This is a genomic window from Pontibacter sp. GD7 (assembly GCF_058216375.1).
Genome location: NZ_JBYZMP010000004.1, coordinates 228,360 through 250,937, shown reverse-complemented (window position 1 = coordinate 250,937; position 22,578 = coordinate 228,360). Strand labels below are relative to the sequence as shown.

Below are 22,578 nucleotides of genomic sequence, written 5' to 3'. Positions count from 1 at the left end.
TTAAGTATTATGCCGGTATATCCTCCCAGGCCTTATCTTTTGCATACCATAGCTCTCCCTGCTCGATCTGTAACGGCGACGGGATGTTGTTATGGTACAATTGCCCGGTGCCAAGCCCTTGCGGTAGGGTTATATCATACTGAGCGGTAAACTGACTGATGGCATTTAACCCGATGTTGGACTCCAGTGCAGAGGTCATCCACCACCCGATGCTGCGTTGCGTTGCCATATGTATCCAGTCGGCAGTGGCTGCAAGACCGCCCACAAGCGTAGGCTTTAAGATAATGTACTGTGGCTTGATCTTGTCCAGTAACTGTTCCTTTTCCTTAGCGCCCTGCAAACCTATCAACTCTTCGTCGAGGGCAATGGGTACAGGCGAGTAAGCACACAGCTGCGCCATTTCATCGTGTTGCCCCTGCTTTATCGGCTGCTCTATGGAGTGAATATCATACTTTGCCAGGCGCTCCAGTTTTTTAAACGCCTCCTGTGGGGTAAAGGCGCCGTTGGCATCCACGCGCAGTGTAAGGCAGTCGGCTGGGTTATATTCCCGGATACGCTGCAGTATCTCCAGTTCCTTCCCGAAGTCAAGGCCGCCGATTTTCATTTTCAGGCAAGTATAGCCAGCTTTCAGCTTTTCACTAATCTGCTCCTGCATAAAATCTACATCCCCCATCCATATCAGTCCATTGATCGGAATACCCGCCTCGCCACTGCTAAAAGCATTTTTGTAAAGTATACGCCTGCCCCCGTTCTGCAGGTCTAGCAAGGCGATTTCAAGGGCAAAGTATAGGGCAGGCCAGTCGGCAAGATCCAGTTCTGCCGGAAGCGGTTTACCAGGCTCCAATGTTACCTTTTGTGCATTCACCAGCGCCACCACATGCTGTATTTTCTGCTCCAGATCGGGTCTGTGATCTATACTTAACCCGGCTAGCGGAGCACACTCCCCCACTCCCGTAACCTCAGGCTGTGCTTTATCAAACACACTGACATAGTATACTTTATGCTCACTTATGGCCCCACGGGAGGTGCGTGCATCAAACTTAAATTGCAGGGTATGGGGTGTATAGCTAAGTTTCAGGCTCATTTTACAGGGTATCTATTTCAGGGCAATATAAACCATTAACACCAAAAATGCCGTAGATGGAGTACAACGTTACTGTATACGTCTGAAGGAAAGGTTTATATCCTGGGCGTTCCAAAACTAATTTGGAGGCATCTTTTGCCGGTTACAAAATTTTAATAACCCTCTGCTTCCTAGATTGTTATTTAGCTATACTAAAACCAGTACCAAAACACGACAACCATGCCAGTAGCAACAGCAACTGCCACTCAAAATATACTGCAGCTCTACCAGCAGATCAGGGCCCAGACAGAACATATTTGTCAGCCCCTGGAACCTGAAGACACCGTAGTACAACCCATTGTGGACGTAAGCCCTCCGAAATGGCACATGGCCCACACCAGCTGGTTTTTCGAGACCTTTCTGCTGAAGCCGCATTTGCAGGGTTATAAAGAGTTTCACCCCCGGTATAGCTACCTTTTTAACTCATACTATAACAACGTAGGCAACCGTGTGCAGCGCGACCAACGCAGCACACTTACACGTCCGCCTTTGCGCGATGTGTATGCGTTCAGGCAGCACGTGGATGAGCACATGCAACAGCTGCTACAAGGCATTGATGAGAAGAAAATGGATGAGCTTTTGCCGGTATTGCAGCTTGGCATGCAGCACGAGCAGCAGCACCAGGAGCTTTTGATCACAGACATAAAGTACATCCTCAGCACTAACCCACTGCTGCCAGCCTATACTCCGCAGCCCGACAAAAAAGAAAGTATGGCCACTAAAGCGCGCTTTCTGGATGTGCCGGGCGGGGTTTACACCATAGGTTACCGTGGTGATGATTTTTGCTTCGACAACGAACTGGGTGTGCACGAGGTATTGCTCGAAGAATTTTCGGTGATGAACCGACTGGTAACCAACGGCGAGTACCTGGAGTTTATGCAGGACGGAGCCTACCAGGATTTCAGGCACTGGCTGGACGAAGGCTGGGCCATGGTGCGCAACGACAAGTTGCAGGCGCCGCTGTATTGGCTGGAGCAGGATGGAGTGTGGCACCGCTTTACCATGCACGGGCTTCAGAAAGTGAACCTGAACGAGCCGGTTACCCATATCAGCTTTTACGAGGCCGATGCCTATGCCAACTGGGCAGGTAAGCGCCTGCTAACCGAGTTTGAGTGGGAGGCGACCTCACAGGTGTACACGCCGGAAACCGGAAACTTTGTAGAAAGCAATATACTGGAGCCGACTGCTGCATCCCCTGAAAAAGAAGGCATGCAGCAACTTTACGGCGATACCTGGGAGTGGACCTACAGTGCGTACCACCCTTACCCCGGCTTTTCGAAAGCACCTGGGGCCATTGGCGAGTACAACGGCAAATTCATGATCAACCAGATGGTGCTCCGTGGCGGCTCCTGCGCTACCCCTGAAAACCATATTCGCACAACGTACCGTAACTTCTTTCACCCTGACAAGCGCTGGCAGTACAATGGTATACGGCTGGCTTCAAAATAACCATATGGCACCAAACACTACCCTAACCCCTTTAATCGACCTGAGCCGCAAACAAGACGGCACCAATGATATTGCCGCCTTTGCAAACGACGTGGCATATGGCCTAGACCTGAAGCAAAAAGACCTGCCCTCGCGCTATTTCTACGACGGAAGAGGCAGCCAGCTTTTCCAGGAAATCATGCAGTTGCCGGAATATTACCTGACAAGGGCAGAGCATGAGGTGTTGACAACAAACAGGCAGGCGATGGCAAACCAGTTCGCCGGTGAAGGATTTTTTCATCTGATCGACTTAGGGGCTGGAGACGCCGCCAAAACCAAGATCCTGCTGCGCCAGCTTTCGCAGCAAAACTCCGATTTTGACTATGTGCCTGTTGACATATCGGGGGATGCGATGCAGCAACTGACAGAAAGCCTGCGCGATGAGTTGCCAAACGTAACAGTGCAGGCTGTGGTAGGTGAGTATTTTAAAGCACTGCAGTGGCTACAGGAGTATAAATCCGAAAGAAAAGTTGTGCTGTTCCTGGGCTCCAATATTGGTAATTTTGAGAAACACCAAAGTATAGAATTCCTGCAAACCGTGCGCAGCTACCTCAGCCCCGGCGACAGATTGCTGATGGGCATAGACCTGCGTAAAAACCCGGATGTTATACTTCGTGCCTACGATGACGCAACAGGCGTTACGGCAGCCTTCAACCTTAACTTGCTGCACCGCATCAACCGGGAACTTGGTGGTAACTTTGTGGTGGAGCAGTTCAAACACTACGCCATCTATAATCCGTTGGAGGGTGTCATGCGTAGCTTCCTCATCAGTCTTCAGGACCAGGATGTTTACATTCATGAAATCGGCAAGACCTATCATTTTAAAGCCTGGGAAGCCATCCATACGGAAAACTCACACAAGTATGCCCTTGATGAAATTGAAGAACTTGGCAGGCAGTGCGGGTTTAGCATAGAACAATTTTACCAAGACGGTGAAAAGCGATTTGCCGACGTGCTTTTCACGGTTTCTTAAGCAGTCCCTACTATCCTATCGCTTATACTTGTATACTTGCAGCTACAAAGTATAAACCGATAACTATTTGCTGCTATGGAGCACATTACCCTTGCCTCTGGTGCCAGTTACTTTCAAAGCCCTGAAATGGCTACTGCAGCCGCAATAAATGCCTTACAGGCCGGCGCAACCTTTTACGGCCCCAACGAGGGAACATCTGAACTACGGCAGGAAGTATGCAACAAGTATAACGCCATGGACCTGGCGGTGAAACCAGAACAGGTACTGATAACGCCTGGCAGCAAGCAGGCGCTTCATAACTTGTTTACCGTGTTACTCAGGCAAGGCGATGAAGTGGTAATTCCAACACCAGCCTGGTTCGGGTTTCATGAGTTGATGAAGTATAACTGCGGTAAACTGGTGCCTCTGCCAACCAAGTTGGAAGAGGGTTTTAAGTTAACACCTCATATGCTGCGGAATACCTTGACCAAAAACAGCCGTATACTTTTACTAACCAACCCCGGCAACCCGACAGGCCGCCTTTACACAAAAGAGGAACTGGAGGATTTGCTGGAGGTAACAAACGAGTACCCGGACCTTTACATCATATCTGATGAGATTTACGACCATATTAATTACAGCAGGCCTTTTACTTCTCTCCTATCCTGCATGGGGGCAAAAGAAGAAAAGATCTTCATTGTAAACGGTTTCTCCAAGTCGTTTGCCATGTCGGGCTGGCGTGTCGGGTTTATACTTGGCCCGGCAGACTGGGTAAAGAAATGCGTAAGTTTCCAGGCTGGAACGCTTTCTGGCTTGAGCGTTTTTGTGCAGGAAGCGGCCCAAGCTACGCTGAAACATCAGGAAACGGCCTTACAGGAAATGTTGCCTATTCTGGCTCATAATCGTAAAGTGATGGCTGATGCGCTGGACGCAATCCCTGGTGTGAGGTATCATCTCCCGGAGGGGGCCTATTACTTTTTCCCTGATTTTAGCGCATACCTCAATAAAAAAACGCCACAGGGTAACGTGTTGACTACAAGTATGGATCTGGCCGCTTACCTGGAGCAGGAGTTTAACCTTAGCATTGCTCCCGGAGACAATTTCGGTTCACCAGGACATGCCCGCCTTTCTTTTGCCATTCAAACTGAAAAGCTACAGGATGCCATGAATCGGTTGGCAACTGCTTTGGATAGGTTGCAGTAGTAATCTTTTGGAGGATTAACCTGAGTTGAGATTAACCCACCACTAAAGAGTTGCGCTCGCTAGCTCAAAACGCTCGTTTAGGCTAGTCCAGAGGAGGGAAATAATTTTACATCTGCGAAATTCCCCTCTTGAGAGGGGTTAGGGGTGTGTTCCACATACCAGAAATTAAACTGTTGTTGTATCTCGCAACTTGAGTTATATAAGATAAACCAGGCAGATATAAACACACCCCTGCGCCCCTCTCAAGAGGGGAATCAAATGCACGATCAAAGTTCACCTCCTCGGAGGTACGCTTAGAACACAAGTATAAAATACTCTTCTACCGCAAGTTTTCAACTTGTGGCTATAAATGTTGCATGCTTTCAGCTTGTGAAGGCCATGAATAAGCCTTGACTTAAGGTGTACTGTGCCAGTAAACAATGCTTTCAGCCAGTAACTGGTTATGATTTTTATACTTATATTTTAATTAAAGTATAACCGCACTGCTTTCTTCCCAATAAGCCCTTCCATCCAAAATAAAAAAGCTAATTTTGCGGCCTGATACGCCTTTGCCATGAACACCGCAGAATACAAAGAACACTTTTCCAAAAACTTTACCCTGGCTTTCCCGGTAGTGCTCAGCCAGTTGGGCCATATCATGGTGAGTGTGTTCGATAGTTTGATGGTAGGGCAGATCGGTACCTTGCCGCTGGCAGCCGCATCGCTGGGCAACAGCATCTTCATGATCACGCTGGTGTTTGGCCTTGGTGTATCTTACAGCATTACGCCGCTTATTGCCGCTGCCGAAGGCCGCAGAAACTACACACGCATTTCGCTACTGCTCCTGAATGGCCTTGTATCCAATGTCATACTAGGTATACTTTTGTTCATAGCCGGCTTTTTCCTTTCGCCCTACATCACGTACCTTGATCAGCCGGAAGCCGTGGTGAAACTGGCCGTTCCTTACATCAATGTACTGTTCCTGTCTATGGTTCCCCTGATGGTTTTCCAAGCGTTCAGGCAGTTTGCCGAGGGACTTTCGCTTACCAAGCAGGCTATGTATATCTCGCTGGTAGCCAACTCACTCAACATCGTGCTCAACTATATACTCATCTACGGCAAGTTGGGCTTCGAGCCAATGGGCTTGCTTGGTGCCGGTTGGGCAACGTTCATCTCAAGAGTGGTGATGGCCATGATGATGGGCGGTTACGTGGTCTTTGCAAAACGCTTCGAGATATTCAGGCATTACCTGCGCTTGCGCCATCTTTCGTTCATGCACATTTACCGCATTTTCAAGCTTGGATTGCCTATATCAGGGCAAATGATCTTTGAAATGGGTGCTTTCAGTTTTTCTGCCATCATGATTGGGTGGCTGGGAGCCAAGCAGCTGGCTGCACACCAGATCGCCATTAACGTAGCCTCAGTTACCTACATGATGGCCAGTGGCATTGCGGCAGCTGCCACCATCCGGGTAGGTAACCAGAAAGGGCTGGGTAATTTCAGGGGGATGCGCGTGGCCGGGTTTAGTAGCTTTGCCATGGGTGCTCTGTTTATGCTGGCCAGTGGTTTGCTGATGGTGGTAGGCAACAGGCTAATCCCGATGCTTTATATTGATGACGTGGAGGTAATTCAGATCGCCTCTACCCTGCTCATTATTGCGGCGCTGTTCCAGATTTCGGATGGGGTACAGGTAGTGGGGCTAGGTGCCTTGCGTGGCCTGGAAGATGTCCGTATACCGAGCCTTATCTCGCTGCTGGCTTACTGGGTGATCGGTTTACCGGTGGGCTATATACTTTGTTTTAAACTGGGCTTCGGGGTTAACGGCGTCTGGGCAGGGCTATTAGTTGGACTTTCCGTAGCTGCCGTTTTATTATTCCTCCGATTTAAGGCACTTAGCGGCCAATATCGAAAAATTGTATTATAACTTGGCACTAAATTAAAAGGCCGTGCGTTGGCAAAGTATAGAGTTTCAACTTTTTAGCCGAAGTTAACATGCTTATAGCCTCCTTTCTCCTGTCGTTATGGGCCGGGCTTTTGTCCCATGCCATAACCGCAACCGGATTAAATGCCCCTGTGGGCTCTAAAGAGCCTGCCAAAACCACTGAAACCAGAGTAGCCGAAAAGCTAACCTGGTCAGAAACCCGCAGGCTTACCTGGGACGATTTTAAAGGAGCACCTGAGTCGGAGAACCCGCACCATGCCCTGACAGCAGCCAACCTGGCCGTTGATGCCAAATGTAGCAGCAATGCATTTTCGTATGATGTAAAATGTGTGTTTTTGCCGGAGGAGTCATGGTCTAAGAACAAAAAGTCTGAGTCGCTTTTAAAGCACGAGCAATTGCACTTTGACCTGACAGAAGTGCACGCACGCCAGCTACGGAAAAAGCTAAAGACCCTCGGAAGCAGCTGCAGTAACCTGAAAGGTAATTTAACTATTACGGTTAACGAAGCCTTTAAAGCGTGGAAAGCAGAGCAGGAATTATTCGACAAATCCTGCAGCCATGGCTTGAACAAGCCGGAGGAGGCAGCCTGGGCAGACAACATCAAACAACGATTAGATCAGCTACAGGCATTTAAGTAAAATCAAAAGTATAAAAGAGAAGGTCCGGATAATAAGTTTTATCCGGACCTTCTCTTTTATACTTCATCACCTACTGCAATTTCTCCAGGTTCTTAATGGCAGGTCCTGTTATTACTTTCCCGTATGGGTCAAAGCGCGAGCCGTGGCACGGGCAATCCCAGGATTTCTCAACGTTGTTCCAGTGCACGATGCAGCCCATGTGGGTGCAAACAGCCGAGCATTCATGCCGTACGCCATCGGCGTCGCAGTATACTGCCACTTTAGACGCCCCTTTTCGCATTAATCGGCCCATGCCTGGCATTACCTCCGAAGGGTCTTTTACCTCGCCTGGCGTAACATGATCCGCCATGTGCGCCACTACCCCGATATTTTCCTTTACAAAGGTGCCCGCCGACTTCAGACTGATCCTGGCTGGGTCATAGATCTTTTCCCATTCATTGTTCCGGCCCATGATTAGGTCGGTAATCAGCATTCCGGCTATCGTACCGTGCGTCATGCCATGCCCTGAGTCGCCGGTAGCGATATACACATTTTTGTCTCCGGGGTTCCTGCCGATGAAAGCGAGCTTGTCTACCGGCTCAAACACTTGTCCGGACCATCTGTATTCCACTTCTTCAGCCATCGGAAACTTAAGCCTGGCCCAACGCTCCAGCGCATAGAAATGCTTTTCCGGGTGGTCGTCGTGGCCGGTCTTGTGATCTGCGCCGCCAACTATAAGCAGGTCGCTCTCGGCGCCACGCTCATCTGCTTTCTGCAGCCTTATGTAGTGGTAAGGATCGTCCAGGTCCCAGAACAGGGCATCAGCAACAACACCTTTAGGCACGGCAATACCTATGGCATAAGTACGGTACGGTGCCTGTTTCGTGTGCATCGTAACCAGGTCATTTACAGGAGTGTTGGTTGCCACCACCAGGTGGTTTGCCGAAACCGTGTGACCATCTTCGGTTTTTACGGTGTTCACCAGGCCGGGCTTAAAGTCTATCACTTTGGAGTGGGTGTATACCCGGCCGCCTTTTTCTACAAAAGCTTTCAGTAAGCCAGCCATGTATTTAAGCACATGAAAGCGGGCCTGCTCCGGAAACTGCAGGCAAGGCAGTGCGGTCAGCGTTAGCACCGGGCACTCTTTACGAAGCACCACATCACGCCAGCCTATTTGCTGCAGCGCCTCCAGCTCCTTCATCAGGTCTTCTTCCTGGGCACGGCTGTTGGCAAAAAGATAACCGTTCACTTTCTTAAAGTCGCAGTCTATACTTTCCTCTTTAGCGATCTGCTCTATTATCTCGATGGCTCGCGCATGGCTCTGGCAAGCCTGTCGTGCCCCGTCCTTCCCAAACAGGTTTATCAGGTTGTAGAAGCGATCATCCAGTGCATTGGACAAGTGGGCAGTGGTTCGGCCCGTTTCGCCGCCACCAATAGATTTTGCCTCTAAAAGAACCACCTTGTTGCCTTCTTTGGCAAGCAGGTAGGCAGTGGTAAGGCCTGCTATTCCGCCCCCTACCACGCACACATCGCAGGCAAGGTTCTCGTTAAGTTGGTGGGTCTCTAAAAAAGAAATGTCTTTTACCCAAAAAGGTATGCTAGCTCCGGATTCGTTGTTCATAGTTCAAGATTTTGCTCAGGATTGGCTGCCAAAGTATGGCCCTGCCTGTTGCTTTGCATTACGGTGTGCCAAAACGATTAGTTTCTACAGGGTTATAAGCCAAGCCTCTTCCGGCTTGTAAGCACAGTTTCTGGAAACCAGAAGCTCAAGGAATCATACCTATACTTTCCATTTAAGCCGCACGTAGTAAGGACGCTGATTTTATACTTTGAATTGAGCACGACAAGCTTTATACTTAGGTATTCAAAACTGAAATCAAAGAATATATATGCACGCACCATCCGAAACTATGGATACCATTACCTGGCAACAGTTTGAACAAACTGATATACGCGTAGGCACCATTGTAGACGCCGAGGATTTTCCGGAGGCCCGTAAACCAGCCTATAAACTAACCGTGGACCTGGGCCCGCTTGGGCTGAAAAGATCGAGTGCGCAAATAACCAGGCACTACACTAAAGAAGAACTAATAGGGAAACAGGTGCTCTGCGTTACCAACCTGGGCAAGAAACAGATCGGAAAATTTATGTCGGAGGTGCTGGTAACCGGGTTCGCCGACGAGAACGGGGACATTATACTTGCCCAGCCTGCCGCCAAAGTACCGAATGGCAGTAAGCTGATGTAAGAGCTTTGTTAATTAACTCAAGTTGCGAAATACAACAACAGTTTAATTTCTGGTATGTGGAACACACCCCTAATCCCTCCGAGAAGCAGGGCCTTTTCATTCTATTAAATTACATGATTATGGCGCGTGCGTCCTCGCTCGTGTCGGGCTATGGCTGGGCCTCTGGCCCAGTTGGATTGCAAATCCAACGGTATAACAAGTCACGGATCACAGATCCGCGCCAGCAAAATGTAGAATGAAATGGCCCTGCCCTCAAGGGGACAATTTCACTAGAACTTAACAGCCCTGCTCTCGGGAGGGGTTAAGGGTGGGTAAATCCAGTTTTAGAATAAGAGCCACTCAACTTGAGTTAATTAGCTATAAGGCAGGTATAGCTGAGCTTATTGCTCCGGGGTTAGCTGAGGAGTTGAGGTAGCCCTTGCCTTGGTTTCGCGCAGGCTCAGCGTGTCCACGATTATCTCGTATAGCTTGTCCATCTCCTTTAGGTTATCCTTGTAATACTGGTACGTATCCCTAAACTCCTGCTCTGTTACGCCATGTTTTTTAAAGATCTGCTGCTCAGCGTAGTTGTAGCTCATCATGGCCGTATCCGGGTACACCATGTTTGATTCTATCTGTGCCTCAGCCGTATGGATATCAGCTAAGATCTGCACCATCTGGTCGCGGGGCACCAGACCGGCGGGTTGCTTCGTTTCTTTCTCGCCGCAGGCAAGCAATCCGATGCAAAAAAGTATGTAGAAAAGTCTTTTCACAGCTGAAAATTACGAGAATATATCATAATTTTAAAATCTGAGGCCATAGTAGTCGTATCATGAAAGAGCTTGTTCAAAAGCTGCGCAAGTATGAGATCCGCATCCGCAAGGCGATAACCACGCAAATGCAGGGTGATTTCCATTCTGTGTTTAAGGGCACAGGACTGGAGTTTGATGATGTGCGGGCCTACCAGTACGGCGACGACGTGCGCTCCATCGACTGGAACGTGTCTGCTAAAGGCCACGGCACCTTCGTGAAAACCTACCGCGAGGAAAAGGAGCAGTCGGTGTTTCTGATGCTGGACGTGAGCGCCTCGCAAAGTATAGGTACTGGTAAGCAGCAGAAAATTGACGTTGGCAAAGAGATCTGTGGCGTCCTGGCCCTTTCGGCGGCGCAGCAGCAAAGCCAGATCGGCATCATCTGCATCTCCGACCAAAAAGAGAAATATATAAAGCCGGCAAAAGGCATACAACAAGCCTACGCCATCATCAAGGCACTGCACGAGTTAAAGCCGCAATCGGTAAAAACTGACCTCGCGGCAGGCATAAAGCTTACCCTCGATATCATCAAAAGGCGAAGCATCATTTTGCTCATCTCTGACTTTATTGATGTTGATTACGAAAAAGAGCTGGCCATGCTGGCAAAACGCCACGACCTGATCGTGATACACCTGCAGGATATGCGGGAACTGAAGGTGCCCGCCATGGGCATTGTGCCCGTGCTGGACAAGGAAACCGGTAAAACCGTGTGGCTAAATACCTCAGGTGAGGAGTTCCAAAAACGGTTTATTGCACGCTACACTGAAAATCAGGACAAAGTGGTGCGCATCTGCCAGAAGTACCAGGCAAACTACCTGGCTATCCAGACCAACGAAGACTATGTGCCGCAGCTTGTAAACCTGTTCAGGCTAAGAAACAAAACAACCAAACGAAGTGCGTAACCAGCTCTTATTTATACTTCTGTTTCTGGTGCAGGTCAGCCTGCATGCGCAACAGCCACGAAAGCCCTCCGGAAACTTTGCCCAGGACACGGCCAAGATCGGACAGCTGCTGCAATACACGCTGGTGCACCAGCATCCGGCAACCCAGGAGGTGGTGCTCCCTGACTCTAACTATAATTTTGCACCCTTTGAGTTTGTAAGTAAATTATACTTTCCCACCACCACAAAAGCCGGCATCAGTACCGACAGCGCCATTTACACGCTGCGCACCTTCGAGACAGCACCCGTGCAGCAACTGGCTTTGCCTGTGTACGTTTTACGAAACTCAGATACGGTGCAGGTGTTTGCCAGTGCGGATGCCGTTATTGTAAAACAGATGGTAAACAAAGTGCAGGAGCCGCTTGCAGTTAAGGAAAATACGAAGCTGGCCGCAGTAGAGCAGCGTTTTAACTGGCCATTGTTGCTGGTGTACATTGTTGCGGGCCTGGTGCTGGTGAGTTTGATCTGGTTCGTTTTTGGGCAAGCCATTATCCGGAAGTATAAACTTTACCGCCTGCGCAACGACCACTTATACTTTACGTCGCGCTATAACTCACACCTCGACAGGTTCGTGAAGTCCGGCTCTTCGCAAAGTATGGAAAAGGCAGTTTCGCTTTGGAAAAACTACCTTACTAAACTGGAACGCAGTGCCATCAACTCTTTCACCACAAAGGAAATTGTGGAATTTTACCACGACGACGAAGACGTAAACAACGCCCTGCGCACCTGCGACAAAGCCATTTATGGCAACGTGGCCGCAGAGGCCGACACTGAAACCAAACAAGCCCTGGGCATGCTCCGGCGTTTTGCCAAAGGCCGTTACAAATCACAGCGAGAACAGATCAGAAATGCGAAAATTACCCGATGATTTCTGGGACTGGCTAAGCCTGGAATGGTTCAGCTACAGTACCCTTCGCTCTTTTGAGTGGGTGTACCCGCTGGTGCTGTATGCCGTACCTGTGGTGCTGCTCTTGTTCATTTTCCGGTGGCTGCTCTCTTACAGCGGCAAGAGCAAACTGGACATGGCCCTGTTTTCAGATAAAGTGAAATGGCAATGGACCAGCCTGCTAAGGCACTTGCCAACACTCGTGTTCATGCTTTTTGTGATACTGGTACTTATAGCGCTGGCCCGTCCGCAACGCGTAAACGAGCAGATAGAACAAACCGCAGCCGGTATCGACATCATTATGGCACTGGATATTTCCGGCTCGATGGAACTGACAGACATTAAGCCGAACCGGCTGGAAGCAGCCAAAGATGTTGCCCTGGATTTTATCGGGGGCCGTGTGCAGGACAGGATCGGGGTGGTGCTTTTTGCCGGCGATGCTTATTCGCTTGCCCCGCTCACAACCGATTACCAGCTGCTGCGCGAAAGTATAAAATCCATTGGGTTTAGGATGATACCAAACGACGGTACGGCCATAGGAAGCGCACTGGCAGTGGCCATAAACCGTATGCGTGACTCTGAGGCAAAAAGCAAGGTGATCATACTTGTAAGCGATGGAGAGAACACCGCAGGCAGCCTGGACCCCGAACTGGCAGCGCAGCTGGCATACGCTTACGGCATTAAACTTTACACCATCGGCATAGGAAAAGACGGGCAGGTGGCCTACGATGTGGATGAATCGGGCAAGACACTTTACGTTGAAACAAAGCTGGATGAGACCAGTCTTCGGCAAATAGCCCAGATAGGTGAAGGCCAGTTCTTCAGGGCAGACTCCAGAAACGCACTGCAGCAGATCTTCCAGAACATCAACCGTCTGGAGAAAACCGAGGTAACAGAAAGGCGCTTCCGCGACACCCGCGATTATTACCAGGTATACCTGAAATGGGCCCTGCTCCTGCTGCTGTGCTGGATGCTGCTCAAAAACACCTTCATCACCAATGTGCTGGAAGACTGAGGGAGGGAATTTTGAATGAGTGGATGAGTGAATGAGTGAATGGATGAGGTAATAAACAAACCTCTCATTCAAATAACGAACAACTATCAACGAACAACGAATAACTAAACTATGAGCATTAAGGATAACATTTTATACTTTGACGAGCAGCTGCGCAACACGCCTTGCCGGCTGGTGGCGGTTACTAAAACGCATCCGGTGGAGGTGATTCAGGAGGCGTATGATGCGGGGCACCGCCTGTTTGGCGAAAACAAGGTGCAGGAACTGGTTGATAAGCGCGACAAACTGCCACACGATATAGCCTGGCACCTGATCGGTCACCTGCAAACAAACAAAGTAAAGTACATTGCCGAGTTCGTAGACACCATCCAATCCGTTGACAGCCTGAAGCTTTTGATGGAGATTAACAAGCGCGCCGAGCAGTTTAACCGCACCTTGCCTGTAAACTGCATGCTACAGATCTCCATTGCCGACGAAGAGACAAAGTATGGCATGACGATGGAAGAAGCGGATGCTTTGCTGCAGTCGGAGGAGTACCGCCAGATGAAGTTTATCCGGATCACAGGCGTCATGGGCATCGCCACCAACACCGACGACGAAGAAAAGCTTCGTGCCGAGTTCCGTAGCCTGCGCTACTGCTTTGTACAGCTAAAAGAAAAGTTCTTTATCGGAAACGACGACTTCCGGGAAATATCCATGGGTATGACCTCCGACTGGAAAATTGCCCTGGAGGAAGGCAGCACCATGATCCGGGTAGGCAGTGGTATTTTTGGTAGCAGAAACTACAATCGTTAGCCTGAATTTAGAGCTTTTGCGAGGCCTATTGCGTATACTTTTTAATATTTAAATGGAAGTATAGTTCAGGGAAAAACATTAGCCGATGCATAAACTCATCACATGCCTCCTAATCGTTTTGCTGATTTATACTTCCTGTAAACCGGTTAAAACTGCGCCTATGGCCACACCTGCGTCAGCAACTGTACAGCTTCCCGCTTTTGACCTGGAGGGACACCGCGGGGCACGTGGCCTGATGCCCGAAAACACCATTCCCGCCATGCTGAAGGCACTGGAGTTAGGCGTTACAACCCTGGAAATGGATGCCCACATCAGTAAAGACGGCCAGGTACTACTCTCCCACGACCCATACTTTAACCGCGACCACGAGTTGCTGCCAGATGGCGATAGAATTCCGGCAACAGAGGCAAAGGAACACATACTTTACCAACTCGATTACGCAGCCATAAAAAAGTATGATGTAGGTTCCAGGTTTTACAAAAAGTTTCCGGAACAACAGCTGCAGAAAACTTATAAACCCCTCCTATCCGAAGTGATAGACACCGTGCAGGCCTACATCAGCAAGCACCATATTCCGCAGGTATTTTACAACATCGAAACCAAATCTAAACCCTCCGGCGATGGCGTTTACCACCCGGAACCTGAGGAGTTTGTAGATAACTTGATGGAGGTTATACTTGAGAAAGGCATCGCACCCTATGTCATCATACAGTCTTTTGATGTGCGCACACTGCAGGTGCTGAAACAAAAGTATCCCGAGATTAAAACCTCGCTGCTGGTTGAGAACCTGCGGAACCTTGATAAAAACCTGGATAAGCTCGGCTTTGTGCCTGACATTTACAGCCCATACTATAAACTGGTTACGCCCTCCCTTCTGCAAAAAGCCCACGAACTGAACATGAAAGTGATTCCCTGGACGGTGAACACTTTAGAGGAAATGCAGGCACTTAAGGCCATGGGTGTGGACGGCATCATCACAGATTACCCAAACCTGTTCAAAGACCTGTAGTTTAACACCCTACAACACCTAGCAGACACTGCCACAAATAAATAATAAAACCATATCTTTAAACTAAGCTTAAAAGTATACACCTTTGTACCACAACTAACACATTAAAACAACAACCACATGACCCAAAGCACTACAGACGCTGAAAAAAGCTATAAGAAGTTTGTAAAGACAATCGTAGAAACAAACAAAGTATGGGGACTAGCCAAAGACGATACCTGGGCTACTTCCAGCTCTGCGGAGTTTGAAGACACGGAGGTAATTCTTTTCTGGTCGGATGCGGAAGGTGCCAAAGCCTGCGCCGAAGACGACTGGGCAGACTACTCGCCGGAGTCTATTTCTGTAGTGGAGTTTCTGGAGAACTGGTGCGTGGGCATGTACAGCGACGCTTTGCTGGTAGGTGCAAACTGGGCCTCGGATCTAAGTGGCAAGGAAGTAGAGCCGCTTGAGGTAGCACTGGATGTTGTTCAGGAGCTGAAAGCACAGGGCAAAACCCTTGAGTTTACGCAATACGAAAGCCAGCAGGAATTTGAAGAGCAGGTAATTGAGGCGCTTGAAGGCGAGGGCGAAGCCTAAGAAATTAACTCATGACACAGAAAACCATACTTCTGATCGCAAGCGCATTAGGAGCATTAACCGTTGCCATTGGTGCCTTTGGCGCACACGCCCTTGCTAAACTACTGGAAAGCTCTGGCCGCGTTGATACCTTTGAGACAGCAGTTAAATACCAGATGTACCATACCTTGGCTTTACTGGCGGTTGGCCTGCTGCTGTTCAGGGTAGAACAACCGGCTTTGCAGGTGGCGGCATGGTGCTTTTTCCTAGGTATACTTATTTTCTCGGGTTCACTTTATGTGCTTTGCCTGAGCGGTATTACCTGGTTGGGTGCCATCACTCCAATTGGCGGCACCTTTTTTATTGTTGGCTGGGGCGCCCTGTTCTATGCCATTCTAAAAGCGCTGTAAGTATAAATAACCTATAAAAAGAGAGGGCTGCCATTTAGTTGGCAGCCCTCTCTTTTTATAGGTTAAGTATAAAAGCAAACTACTGCTTTGCGCTGGCAGCTGCTTTCTCTTTGATATTCGTCACAATATAAACATACTTCACGCCGTCAGCTGAATTAGAGTGGATAGTGATCGGCTTCTTTTGCTGGCCCAGTTTTCCTGCGCTGTTAAACTTGGCTGTTACAGTACCTGTTTTACCCGGCATTACAGGCTCTTTCGTCCAGGCTGGTGTGGTGCAACCGCAGGTAACATCAACACGCTCAATAACAAGTGGTTGCGTGCCAGTGTTCTTAAATTTGAAAACGTGCTCTACCACATCTCCCTGTGCAATGTCGCCAAAGTTAAACTCAGACTCTTCAAACGTAAGAACCGGACCATTAACTGCCTGCTCTTGTGGAGCTGAAACTTTAGCTTTTGGTTTTTCCTGCGCCACAGCGCCGCCAGCAACAAGTGCAGCAAATGCGAAAGAAAGAAGTATTTTTTTCATTTTATAAAGGGTTAAGATTTAAGCGATAGGTATTATACTCTGTACAGAGCAAAAACGATGCAAAATATCGTTTTCTTTTGTCAACTAACTAATAATTGGGGGTTAAAGTTCAGCAGGTACAGTTCCTCCGACGATCGCGTTAGGGCAGTATAAAGCCACCGTGCAAACTCCTCGTTCACCATATCCTCTTTCAAAAATCCCTGGTCTACAAAAACCGCTTTCCACTGGCCACCCTGTGCTTTGTGGCATGTTAAAGCATAGGCAAACTTCACAAGCAGGGCATTCAGGTATGGATTTTTCTTGAGCTCTTTATAGCGTTCACGCTTGTTCTTGATGTCCATGTAATCCTGCAGCACCTCTTCATACAGTTTCTTGTTCTGATCGGCAGGCAGTGCCGGGGCATCGGTGTAAAGCGTGTCCAGCATGATCTTTACCTCCTCCTCAGGGGCATCCGGGTAATCGATGAACCGCACGCGCACATCTGCAAACCGGAATCCGTACATGTCCTCGTAGCGGATGATCTTGGTTACCTCCACAAAGTCACCGTTTGCCATAAAACCGATATCAGAGTCTTTTGGCAGCCAGAAGTAGTTGTTGCGCACGATCATCAGGTAATCACCTACCCCCAATTCATCCTCAGCAAAGAAAATACGCCTTCTGATGTGTTGGTTGTACAGGTTGGCCATTTTGTTGGAACGGCAGATCACGATCGTGCCCTCGATGCCAAATTTATCATAGGCGTAGCGTAAACCGTCTTCCAGCTTCTCACCGGTCATCTGGTAAATGTCGCGCCAGCCTTTGGTAAACAGCTTTATATCCAGGTGTTCCTGCTTCATCTGGTCGCGCAGCTTGGTGGCGTTCATCAGTATACCCGACTTCTCGGCCTGGCGCATTACCTGCCTTAACTCCAATTGCTCCACATGGCACCGGAAATTATGCTTCAGGTATTCACCGTCCAGCGAAGGGCTCAATGTCTGGCCAACCGGAGGCAGCTGGGCCGTATCGCCGATCAGCAGCAGCTTGTTATTCTTTTTCTCAAACACATACTGCAACAGGTCCAGCAACAGGCCATTTTCCCCAAAGCCGCTCTCATCCGAAATCATCGAGGCCTCATCCACAATATAAATCGTGTTGTCGGCTTTGTTGGGCATGCGGGTAAAACTCAGGCCTTCGGAAAATGGATTGGCAGTTTGGCGGTATATCTTTTTATGGATGGTGTGTGCAGTTTTTCCGCTGTAGCTGGCCATTACCTTGGCGGCACGACCCGTAGGGGCCAGCAACACATACTTGTAGCCAAACTTGTTCAGGATTTTCACCAGCGAGGTAACCACGGTGGTCTTACCTGTACCGGCATATCCCTTTAACAGGAACACCTGACGCTCCTGCGCTTTATCAAGTATAAATTCGTCCAGTTTTGTAAATAGCTTCGCCTGGTCCTCGGTTGGCTCAAATGGAAAACTGGAACGTAAGGCTTCTACTGGGCGCATTTTTTTTAAATTATGAATGATGAATTACGAATTATGAATGGGTGGGTGGTTGATTGTTAATTGTTGATTGCTAATTGCTGATTGTTGATTGTTTATTCACTCAATCACTCATTCAAAACTTTTTAACTCTCTAACACTCAACCTCTCTAACTCTTAAACTCTTTCGCTTTATACTTCCTTTCCTGCCATACAACAGGAATAAAGGGGCATTAAATCCTCTGAGGGTTAAATCAAGAGCTTTTGCTATGTTGCCACCAAGACGCTCACAGGTCTTCAAGACGCTGTGAGGTTGTTTACAGAAAAGACGCAACGAATTGCATCTTTACATCTACCACAAACAACTAATAACGAACAACTAACAACGAATAACGAAACTAGCTCTTCAACTCTTCCGGCCTGATGTTGGCCATACTTGCGCTGGCCTTGGCAATCAGTAGCGGCTCATCGGTGCCACATACCACGTATACTTCCGCCTCACAAAAATTGAGCTTTCGGCCCTGCTTTATTACGTAGCCTTTGGCAATCAGCTTATCGCCTACACCGGGGTGAAAGTATGACACCTTTATTTCAGCTGTAACTACATGATGACCTTTGGGCACCAGGCTAACGGCTGCGAAGCCGGCCACAATATCGGCCAGCGTGGCAATTACGCCGCCGTGGGCAAAACCTTTGTGCTGTTTGTGCTTTTGTTCCAGTATAAGTTCGCCTTCAATCCGGCCAACTTCTATCTTTGTTACGTTAAAGCCCATGAGCTTCATGAATTCCTGTCGCTCCAGCTTTAAGCGTATGTCCTGTTCAAATTCAGGGTTAAACGTTTGAATCATTCTGTAAATTTACGACCAATGCCAATGGTTAACAAACATGACAGAGCTAAATCCTAAAGCTGCCAGCTATGCCGATAAACTTCGGGTGAGGGTGTGCGGCATCTGCATATATCAAGACAAACTGCTACTGGTAAAACATGGCCATACTATTAGCAACAGTGCATTCTGGGCACCACCGGGCGGGGGCCTCAGCTATGGCGAAACGGTGCAGGATTGCCTAGTACGTGAGTTTAAGGAAGAAACCGGCCTTACCGTAAAGGTAAACCGCTTTTTGTTCGTGAACGAGTTTCTACAGCCCCCGCTGCATGCCATGGAGCTTTTCTTTGAGGTAAGTATAACTGCCGGCGAACTGAAAACCGGCACAGACCCGGAGGCAGCGCCAGACCAGCAGTTGATAGAAAGCCTTGCGTGGCTAAGTATTAAAGACATCATAGCCATACCCATACAGGACAAACACCGCATCTTACAACACCTGATCTCCCTCGATGACCTGCTGGGCTTAGATCATTATTTTATTGCGGGTAAGTAGCCTGTGCTGCCATTTGCCATATTTTTTTTATACTTGCACAGGCAGCATCTATAAATACAGCCTTGCACCAAATTTATACTTTGAACACAACAAGCGTACATTACCGGCTATCACACAAAATCTACGACGAGGCTTTCTCGCTGGCACAGGCATCAGTTTCCAATCTGTACATCTCGGTAAGCCAGAAAGCCATACGCATGGCAGTAGTAGACACCAACCGCAATAAATTTGTGGTGCTGGAAGATTACGAATTGGTTTCGGTGTTTAACCCGGTGCAGATTGCCGAGCAGCTGCGCATGGTGGCGCTGGAAAACCCTTTGTTGCAGGAAAAAAACTGGCAAACAGTCCGTATGTCGGTAAGTAATCAGCACTTTACACTGGTACCCGAAACACTTTACGACCCTGACCACCAAACGGACTACCTGCGTCTGCATAGTCAGGTAAACCCTGAGCAGGATGTCATCTTATCATACAGGCACAGCGGCCTGGAAGCGGTAAATATCTTTGCCCTGGATGCAGCCATTCACGAAACGGCTCTTGGTATTTTCCCGGGTACAGAAGTACAGTTTGTACATCAGACAAGCGCCCTGATCAAAAGTATACTTTTACAGGCAAGCCGTACCGAAAAGCGCATTTACGTCTTTGTAGAACGCAACTATGTCACGGTACTGGTAGTCAGCCAGAGTGGCCTGGAGTTTTGCAACATCTTCCACTACGTAAGCCCGGAAGACTTTATTTACTACATTATTTTTGTGATGCAGGAAATGAAGCTAAACCCGGAGCAGGAGACCATTACCGTATGGGGCGATATCACCCACGACTCCACACTCTTTACCACCATGCAAAAGTATATCCGCCACATTAGGCTGGGTAAAAAACCTGCCGACGTAGAATACAGCTATAAATTCCACGATTTGTTTGAGCACAGGTACTTTGAGCTGTACAGCATGCACTTGTGTGAGTAAGTTAAATTGTTGATTGTTGAATGGTTAAATTGTTTTAAAACCCTTGAAAGAATTAATGATACAACTTAAGAGCCTATTTAAAAGCCATCAATAGAAACAGGCTGCGATTAATAACTATCCCTCAATAACAATTAACAATACAACAATTTAACAATTAAAATTACATGAAACGCATCGCTCTTTTTCCCGGATCTTTTGACCCATTTACAAACGGACATTACGATGTGGTGATGCGTGGTGCGAAACTGTTTGATGAGGTGATAGTAGCCATTGGGAATAACAGCAGCAAGCAACGTTACATACCCGTAGAAAAGATGTTTGAGGTGATGACGCGTATATTTGCTGATCAGCCGAACATTAAAGTAGAAACTTTCAGAGGCCTGACAGCGGAATACGCACGCGAAAAAGGTGCACAGTTCTTACTGCGCGGACTACGAAACACTACTGATTTTGAGTATGAAAACACTATTGCGCAGGCCAACAAGCATGTAAACCACGACCTGGAAAGTGTTTTCCTGATCACTTCGCCGCAGTTAGCCGCCATTAGCTCTTCCATCATCCGTGAGATCCACAGATTCGGGGGCAACGTGGATGAATTTATACCTTTCCGGTTTTCTGAGATTGCAGGTAGTGTTGCACAATAAAGGAGATCGAAGTATAGGCATTCGGCAACACCTGTAGCACCTCTTCCGGTGTCATCCAGCGCACTTCCTCAATAAACTCTTCGGCCTGTGGCTTCATCAGGCTGTCGTCGGAGCAGCTCATCAAAAACCAGCTGGTTTTCTTCAGTATCTTTTTGCCTTTGTAAGCATAAGAGTGCCAGGTTTTAGGTAGTTTTTCCAGCACCTCCACCTTAATGTTACACTCCTCCTCTACTTCACGCACAGCACCGTCCTTCACTTTTTCTTTCTTGTCCAGCTTGCCTTTTGGCAGGTCCCAAACGCCCAGGCGGTACATCATCAGAATCTTGCCATCTTTCACCACCAAACCTCCGGCTGCCTTCACAATCTTGAACTGGTCTTTCAAGTGCTCGATCAGTCGTTTCTTTTTATCAGTAACCAGCGTTAAAGAGCGTAATTTTTTTAGCTTTTTAACTTCCATCAGTCGTACCAGGCGATCAATGAGCACGGGATCTGCTTCTTTTATAAGCACGTCCCCGATAAGGTCTTTGGAGGTAAAATGCTCTGAAGATTTCAGAATGAGGTCATACTCATGCTTATACACCTTTTCAGATGCTTTTTTCAGGATCAGCGGAATATCGTTAATGAAAACGTTCATGCAGTTTGATACGTCAGATGAAAGCGAAATTTACACAAATAGATAAAAAAACAACGTTAATCAAAGCCTCCCGACTCAAAAAGGAAGATTATTTACGTAAATTCGGCCCATGGATTCTACGAACACAGCACATCAGGTAGCCTTATACTTGTTAGAGACAGAGGCCGTAAAACTAAGACCAGAGCAGCCGTTTAAGTGGAGCAGCGGCTGGAACTCACCTATTTACTGCGACAATCGCGTTACGCTTTCCTTCCCGTATATCCGCAGTTATATAAAACAGCAGCTGGCAGAACTTATCCGAAAAATTTTTCCGGATGCCGAAGCTATTGCCGGTGTTGCCACGGCAGGTATAGCCCAGGGAGCCTTGGTAGCCGATTGCCTGGAAATGCCTTTTCTGTATGTGCGTCCGGAGCCTAAGAAGCACGGTATGGGCAACCAGATAGAAGGCCGTTTGCTGGAGGGACAAAAAGTGGTGTTAGTGGAAGACCTTATCTCAACGGGTGGCAGCTCCCTTAAAGCCGCTGAAGCCGTTAGAGCCGCAGGTGCCGAGGTTGTGGGCATGGCCGCCATCTTTACCTATGGCTTTGCCGTGGCAGAAGAAAATTTCAAGAATGCGGGTATCCCGCTACATTGCCTGAGCGATTACAATGCGCTTACAGAGGCTGCACTTGCCAATGGCTACATACCTGAAAGTGCCATGGATACCTTGGCTGACTGGAGAAAATCTCCGGAGAGCTGGGGTGTATAGGACCGGTGATTAAGGGGATTTAATTGATTTATGTGAATATCCTGTAGTAGTTCTAAGTCTTAATGATTTGGGTTGGGATTTCTGCGGTGAAATATCTGAAATGTAATTTTCATAGCTTCTGCAATTCCACGGACAGGTCGCGACCTGTCCCTACAAAGGTGTAAACACACCCCTGCACCCCTCTCAAGAGGGGAATCTCTGTAGAGCCGGGTCAAACCACCCCTGCCCCTCTCCCGAATCAAGTCCGGGATCCGAGACTTGTCTAAGGA

General features: G+C 48.3%; 24 protein-coding genes. 17 read left to right on the top strand and 7 right to left on the bottom strand.

What is annotated here, in order from left to right:
* Positions 1-7: 7 nt before the first annotated feature.
* Complete coding sequence (locus AC4BAP_RS08500; RefSeq protein WP_490582202.1) at positions 8-1,084, bottom strand: o-succinylbenzoate synthase; 1,077 nt, start codon at positions 1,082-1,084, stop codon at positions 8-10.
* Between the two features lie 219 nt (positions 1,085-1,303).
* Between AC4BAP_RS08500 and egtB the strand changes: the two genes are divergently transcribed.
* The 5 genes from egtB to AC4BAP_RS08475 all read left to right on the top strand — a co-directional run bounded on the left by egtB (position 1,304) and on the right by AC4BAP_RS08475 (position 7,325).
* The gene (egtB, locus tag AC4BAP_RS08495) at positions 1,304-2,572 is read left to right on the top strand and encodes an ergothioneine biosynthesis protein EgtB (protein WP_490582201.1); all 1,269 of its coding nucleotides are present in this window, start codon (positions 1,304-1,306) and stop codon (positions 2,570-2,572) included.
* A gap of 4 nt (positions 2,573-2,576) precedes the next feature.
* The gene (gene egtD, locus AC4BAP_RS08490; protein ID WP_490582200.1) at positions 2,577-3,584 is read left to right on the top strand and encodes an L-histidine N(alpha)-methyltransferase; all 1,008 of its coding nucleotides are present in this window, start codon (positions 2,577-2,579) and stop codon (positions 3,582-3,584) included.
* A gap of 75 nt (positions 3,585-3,659) precedes the next feature.
* On the top strand, positions 3,660-4,766 hold the full coding sequence (locus tag AC4BAP_RS08485) for a pyridoxal phosphate-dependent aminotransferase (RefSeq protein WP_490582199.1): 1,107 nt from the start codon (positions 3,660-3,662) through the stop codon (positions 4,764-4,766).
* Between the two features lie 553 nt (positions 4,767-5,319).
* Complete coding sequence (locus AC4BAP_RS08480) at positions 5,320-6,669, top strand: MATE family efflux transporter (protein WP_490582198.1); 1,350 nt, start codon at positions 5,320-5,322, stop codon at positions 6,667-6,669.
* 68 nt (positions 6,670-6,737) lie between these two features.
* Positions 6,738-7,325, top strand: a complete 588-nt coding sequence (locus AC4BAP_RS08475) for a DUF922 domain-containing protein (RefSeq protein ID WP_490582197.1) — start codon at positions 6,738-6,740, stop codon at positions 7,323-7,325.
* 70 nt (positions 7,326-7,395) lie between these two features.
* Here the strand turns inward: AC4BAP_RS08475 and AC4BAP_RS08470 are convergent, their stop codons facing one another.
* Positions 7,396-8,925, bottom strand: coding sequence for an FAD-dependent oxidoreductase (locus tag AC4BAP_RS08470; protein WP_490582196.1), 1,530 nt, complete (start codon positions 8,923-8,925; stop codon positions 7,396-7,398).
* A 289-nt stretch (positions 8,926-9,214) separates the two neighbouring features.
* On the opposite strand from AC4BAP_RS08470, the gene AC4BAP_RS08465 reads away from it, so the two are divergent.
* The gene (locus AC4BAP_RS08465) at positions 9,215-9,550 is read left to right on the top strand and encodes a tRNA-binding protein (protein WP_490582195.1); all 336 of its coding nucleotides are present in this window, start codon (positions 9,215-9,217) and stop codon (positions 9,548-9,550) included.
* A gap of 380 nt (positions 9,551-9,930) precedes the next feature.
* Here the strand turns inward: AC4BAP_RS08465 and AC4BAP_RS08460 are convergent, their stop codons facing one another.
* Positions 9,931-10,302 carry a DUF4296 domain-containing protein gene (locus AC4BAP_RS08460; protein ID WP_490582194.1) on the bottom strand — a complete coding sequence of 124 codons (372 nt, stop codon included), beginning with the start codon at positions 10,300-10,302 and terminating at the stop codon, positions 9,931-9,933.
* Between the two features lie 59 nt (positions 10,303-10,361).
* Between AC4BAP_RS08460 and AC4BAP_RS08455 the strand changes: the two genes are divergently transcribed.
* From AC4BAP_RS08455 to AC4BAP_RS08425, 7 genes are all read left to right on the top strand, one after another.
* A complete protein-coding gene (locus AC4BAP_RS08455; protein WP_490582193.1) occupies positions 10,362-11,243 on the top strand; it encodes a DUF58 domain-containing protein in 882 nt (293 codons plus the stop codon).
* Positions 11,236-12,150 (top strand): hypothetical protein, encoded by a 915-nt coding sequence (locus tag AC4BAP_RS08450; RefSeq protein ID WP_490582192.1) that lies wholly within the window; start codon positions 11,236-11,238, stop codon positions 12,148-12,150. The genes AC4BAP_RS08455 and AC4BAP_RS08450 overlap by 8 nt, the downstream gene beginning before the upstream one ends.
* Positions 12,131-13,183 carry a VWA domain-containing protein gene (locus AC4BAP_RS08445; protein WP_490582191.1) on the top strand — a complete coding sequence of 351 codons (1,053 nt, stop codon included), beginning with the start codon at positions 12,131-12,133 and terminating at the stop codon, positions 13,181-13,183. Before AC4BAP_RS08450 ends, AC4BAP_RS08445 begins: the two co-directional genes overlap by 20 nt.
* A 111-nt stretch (positions 13,184-13,294) precedes the next feature.
* A complete protein-coding gene (locus AC4BAP_RS08440) occupies positions 13,295-13,978 on the top strand; it encodes a YggS family pyridoxal phosphate-dependent enzyme (RefSeq protein WP_490582190.1) in 684 nt (227 codons plus the stop codon).
* Positions 13,979-14,138: 160 nt separating this feature from the next.
* Complete coding sequence (locus AC4BAP_RS08435; RefSeq protein ID WP_490582189.1) at positions 14,139-14,987, top strand: glycerophosphodiester phosphodiesterase; 849 nt, start codon at positions 14,139-14,141, stop codon at positions 14,985-14,987.
* 120 nt (positions 14,988-15,107) lie between these two features.
* Positions 15,108-15,563, top strand: a complete 456-nt coding sequence (locus AC4BAP_RS08430) for a DUF2750 domain-containing protein (RefSeq protein WP_490582188.1) — start codon at positions 15,108-15,110, stop codon at positions 15,561-15,563.
* An 11-nt stretch (positions 15,564-15,574) separates the two neighbouring features.
* Complete coding sequence (locus AC4BAP_RS08425; protein WP_490582187.1) at positions 15,575-15,952, top strand: DUF423 domain-containing protein; 378 nt, start codon at positions 15,575-15,577, stop codon at positions 15,950-15,952.
* A gap of 79 nt (positions 15,953-16,031) precedes the next feature.
* On the opposite strand, the gene AC4BAP_RS08420 is transcribed toward AC4BAP_RS08425, so the two are convergent.
* From AC4BAP_RS08420 to AC4BAP_RS08410, 3 genes are all read right to left on the bottom strand, one after another.
* Positions 16,032-16,478 (bottom strand): DUF1573 domain-containing protein, encoded by a 447-nt coding sequence (locus AC4BAP_RS08420; RefSeq protein WP_490582186.1) that lies wholly within the window; start codon positions 16,476-16,478, stop codon positions 16,032-16,034.
* An 80-nt stretch (positions 16,479-16,558) separates the two neighbouring features.
* Entirely contained in the window at positions 16,559-17,965 is a 1,407-nt protein-coding gene (locus AC4BAP_RS08415) for an ATP-dependent DNA helicase (protein ID WP_490582185.1), read from the bottom strand.
* 374 nt (positions 17,966-18,339) lie between these two features.
* Entirely contained in the window at positions 18,340-18,789 is a 450-nt protein-coding gene (locus AC4BAP_RS08410; RefSeq protein WP_490582184.1) for a PaaI family thioesterase, read from the bottom strand.
* 37 nt (positions 18,790-18,826) lie between these two features.
* Here AC4BAP_RS08410 and AC4BAP_RS08405 point away from each other — a divergent pair, with 37 nt between their 5' ends.
* The 3 genes from AC4BAP_RS08405 to coaD all read left to right on the top strand — a co-directional run bounded on the left by AC4BAP_RS08405 (position 18,827) and on the right by coaD (position 20,927).
* Positions 18,827-19,318: an NUDIX domain-containing protein gene (locus AC4BAP_RS08405; RefSeq protein WP_490582183.1), complete on the top strand. Its 492-nt coding sequence runs from the start codon at positions 18,827-18,829 to the stop codon at positions 19,316-19,318.
* A gap of 80 nt (positions 19,319-19,398) precedes the next feature.
* Positions 19,399-20,283: a DUF3822 family protein gene (locus tag AC4BAP_RS08400; RefSeq protein ID WP_490582182.1), complete on the top strand. Its 885-nt coding sequence runs from the start codon at positions 19,399-19,401 to the stop codon at positions 20,281-20,283.
* A gap of 164 nt (positions 20,284-20,447) precedes the next feature.
* The gene (gene coaD / locus AC4BAP_RS08395; protein ID WP_490582181.1) at positions 20,448-20,927 is read left to right on the top strand and encodes a pantetheine-phosphate adenylyltransferase; all 480 of its coding nucleotides are present in this window, start codon (positions 20,448-20,450) and stop codon (positions 20,925-20,927) included.
* On the opposite strand, the gene AC4BAP_RS08390 is transcribed toward coaD, so the two are convergent.
* On the bottom strand, positions 20,881-21,561 hold the full coding sequence (locus AC4BAP_RS08390; protein WP_490582180.1) for an NUDIX hydrolase: 681 nt from the start codon (positions 21,559-21,561) through the stop codon (positions 20,881-20,883). The genes coaD and AC4BAP_RS08390 overlap by 47 nt on opposite strands.
* A 109-nt stretch (positions 21,562-21,670) precedes the next feature.
* On the opposite strand from AC4BAP_RS08390, the gene pyrE reads away from it, so the two are divergent.
* The gene (gene pyrE, locus AC4BAP_RS08385; protein WP_490582179.1) at positions 21,671-22,309 is read left to right on the top strand and encodes an orotate phosphoribosyltransferase; all 639 of its coding nucleotides are present in this window, start codon (positions 21,671-21,673) and stop codon (positions 22,307-22,309) included.
* The last annotated feature ends 269 nt before the right edge of the window (positions 22,310-22,578 follow it).

Coding starts and splice junctions, on each gene's coding strand:
- AC4BAP_RS08500 (WP_490582202.1), bottom strand. CDS start 1,084: ATGAGCCTGAAACTTAGCTATACACCCCATACCCTGCAATTTAAGTTT.
- egtB (WP_490582201.1), top strand. CDS start 1,304: ATGCCAGTAGCAACAGCAACTGCCACTCAAAATATACTGCAGCTCTAC.
- egtD (WP_490582200.1), top strand. CDS start 2,577: ATGGCACCAAACACTACCCTAACCCCTTTAATCGACCTGAGCCGCAAA.
- AC4BAP_RS08485 (WP_490582199.1), top strand. CDS start 3,660: ATGGAGCACATTACCCTTGCCTCTGGTGCCAGTTACTTTCAAAGCCCT.
- AC4BAP_RS08480 (WP_490582198.1), top strand. CDS start 5,320: ATGAACACCGCAGAATACAAAGAACACTTTTCCAAAAACTTTACCCTG.
- AC4BAP_RS08475 (WP_490582197.1), top strand. CDS start 6,738: ATGCTTATAGCCTCCTTTCTCCTGTCGTTATGGGCCGGGCTTTTGTCC.
- AC4BAP_RS08470 (WP_490582196.1), bottom strand. CDS start 8,925: ATGAACAACGAATCCGGAGCTAGCATACCTTTTTGGGTAAAAGACATT.
- AC4BAP_RS08465 (WP_490582195.1), top strand. CDS start 9,215: ATGGATACCATTACCTGGCAACAGTTTGAACAAACTGATATACGCGTA.
- AC4BAP_RS08455 (WP_490582193.1), top strand. CDS start 10,362: ATGAAAGAGCTTGTTCAAAAGCTGCGCAAGTATGAGATCCGCATCCGC.
- AC4BAP_RS08445 (WP_490582191.1), top strand. CDS start 12,131: ATGCGAAAATTACCCGATGATTTCTGGGACTGGCTAAGCCTGGAATGG.
- AC4BAP_RS08440 (WP_490582190.1), top strand. CDS start 13,295: ATGAGCATTAAGGATAACATTTTATACTTTGACGAGCAGCTGCGCAAC.
- AC4BAP_RS08435 (WP_490582189.1), top strand. CDS start 14,139: ATGGCCACACCTGCGTCAGCAACTGTACAGCTTCCCGCTTTTGACCTG.
- AC4BAP_RS08430 (WP_490582188.1), top strand. CDS start 15,108: ATGACCCAAAGCACTACAGACGCTGAAAAAAGCTATAAGAAGTTTGTA.
- AC4BAP_RS08425 (WP_490582187.1), top strand. CDS start 15,575: ATGACACAGAAAACCATACTTCTGATCGCAAGCGCATTAGGAGCATTA.
- AC4BAP_RS08420 (WP_490582186.1), bottom strand. CDS start 16,478: ATGAAAAAAATACTTCTTTCTTTCGCATTTGCTGCACTTGTTGCTGGC.
- AC4BAP_RS08415 (WP_490582185.1), bottom strand. CDS start 17,965: ATGCGCCCAGTAGAAGCCTTACGTTCCAGTTTTCCATTTGAGCCAACC.
- AC4BAP_RS08410 (WP_490582184.1), bottom strand. CDS start 18,789: ATGATTCAAACGTTTAACCCTGAATTTGAACAGGACATACGCTTAAAG.
- AC4BAP_RS08405 (WP_490582183.1), top strand. CDS start 18,827: ATGACAGAGCTAAATCCTAAAGCTGCCAGCTATGCCGATAAACTTCGG.
- coaD (WP_490582181.1), top strand. CDS start 20,448: ATGAAACGCATCGCTCTTTTTCCCGGATCTTTTGACCCATTTACAAAC.
- AC4BAP_RS08390 (WP_490582180.1), bottom strand. CDS start 21,561: ATGAACGTTTTCATTAACGATATTCCGCTGATCCTGAAAAAAGCATCT.
- pyrE (WP_490582179.1), top strand. CDS start 21,671: ATGGATTCTACGAACACAGCACATCAGGTAGCCTTATACTTGTTAGAG.